The sequence below is a fragment of the Commensalibacter sp. Nvir genome (assembly GCF_963921845.1).
In the GTDB taxonomy this organism is placed as follows: domain Bacteria; phylum Pseudomonadota; class Alphaproteobacteria; order Acetobacterales; family Acetobacteraceae; genus Commensalibacter.
Genome location: NZ_CAWUGZ010000124.1, coordinates 1 through 1,661 on the forward strand (window position 1 = coordinate 1; position 1,661 = coordinate 1,661).

The window sequence follows — 1,661 nt, forward strand, 5'->3', positions numbered from 1 at the left end:
AACGGATGCTGCCGTTGCTAATAGTGGCACGTCTAATGCAGCTATATTTGACTTTACAATTCCTAAGGGAGATAAAGGGGAAGCTGGCGCTGCTGGCACCTCTTATGTGAATGACGGCACGGTGGATCTCAATGTGAAAAGCATTAGCTCTGATGGAGGTAAAGTTAAATCCAATGGAGGGGGTGATTTAATCACCAACACGCTTTTAGCCAATAGTAATATTCAATACAATGCTCTGATTTTAAAACAATCCGCGACCAGCGGCGAGGTAGATTTTAATTCTCTCTATGGCGTAAGACTGAACCATCAAGACTCTCTTGCGCGCATCAATCTTTTGGCAATCATACAAGCGGGAAGTGATCCTAAAACAAGTGGCTCTGTAACCAAGACGTTTCACATAGATAATGATGGAAATTTTCTTATCCAAAATGGTGCGTTTGGTGTGTCCCAAAGGTTTCCAAAACTTAAAGATACAACAGATTATGACTATGTTATTACCGTTGGTCAAAATAATGTTGCTGCCATTAAAAATTCCAAAGCGAATACCCTAACAGGGTGTGGTTATTTGTTAGCGGATCAATCTACGATAACTACGGCCGCTACGGGATATACGCTGGCGTACAACCCCACAACGAGAAAAGTATCTTTCTGGAACAATACATTATGGCAAGACTTAATGATTGATACCTCTTCCTTGTCTTACGTTGATCCCGATCAAAAAGCCAATGTAGACACTAAGACACTAAAAGTAGGCGCTCAATCCTACGACACAACAGCCAAAAAGCCTTGCTGGTGGAATGGCACGGAGTGGACAGACGCCATGGGGAGTAGCATTACCTAATGAAGATTATAAAAAATATTCTTTGTATTAGAATTATTTTGGAATATTATATTGTATATTAGACAGTTTAATATTAAGATTATATCCCGTTACTGTTACGCTTATAAAGCTAAAACAGTTTTTCAATAATCTGGATAATTAAATGAATAAAAAAGATTATGAAGAAATTTTTTTTTCTAATATGGGACAATTAAATAATGTTTTTATACAGAGTTTAAGAGCAGGATTAATTGAAGTAGATGAATCAAGTTTTCTTAAAAATATAAAAGAGAGTCGTATAAAAAATAATTTGGTAACTCTTAATTTGTGTAATGATTTGAAGAAGTTTGTTAATTCTAGTGAAAATTGGTTTTATATTAAGTGTTCTCAAAATGATTATTTAATCTTAAAAACACGAATGTATGCTTTTGTTTTTAAGATTAGAAATAGCAATCCTATTGATACTCAAAACTTAAGAAATAAGCTATCTAATGGCAGGGAAAATTGGACTCAAAATGCTAATATATATATTGCGAATCAAGTTAATGATTATTTAAACAAACCATGTAATAAACTTTTAAAAAAAGAACTTAGTGAATATAAAAGTGATCAAATTTGTTTTTTTCATTTGGTTTGGAGCCTATCAAAAAGGGAGATTAATAGAATCCATGTAGGCATTACCTATACCGTTGGTTATAAGAAAGAAAATAATTTAGACTGGTACTTGCATTTAATAAGTGATAGAATAAAAATCAATGCGGACGAAGAACATATAGATGTTTTGGTTAATGAAACATCTGGTCGAGAAGAAAAAGCAAATATAATCAAAGTAAAAAGGAGA

General features: G+C 33.7%; 2 protein-coding genes. Both read left to right on the plus strand.

The annotated features are described in order from the left end of the window. The coding region (locus AABE15_RS07650; protein ID WP_338330701.1) for a hypothetical protein at positions 1-841 on the plus strand (841 nt) is incomplete at its 5' end. A gap of 142 nt (positions 842-983) precedes the next feature. Beyond that, positions 984-1,661 (plus strand): hypothetical protein (locus AABE15_RS07655; protein ID WP_338330702.1); only part of this gene is annotated, 678 nt, incomplete at its 3' end.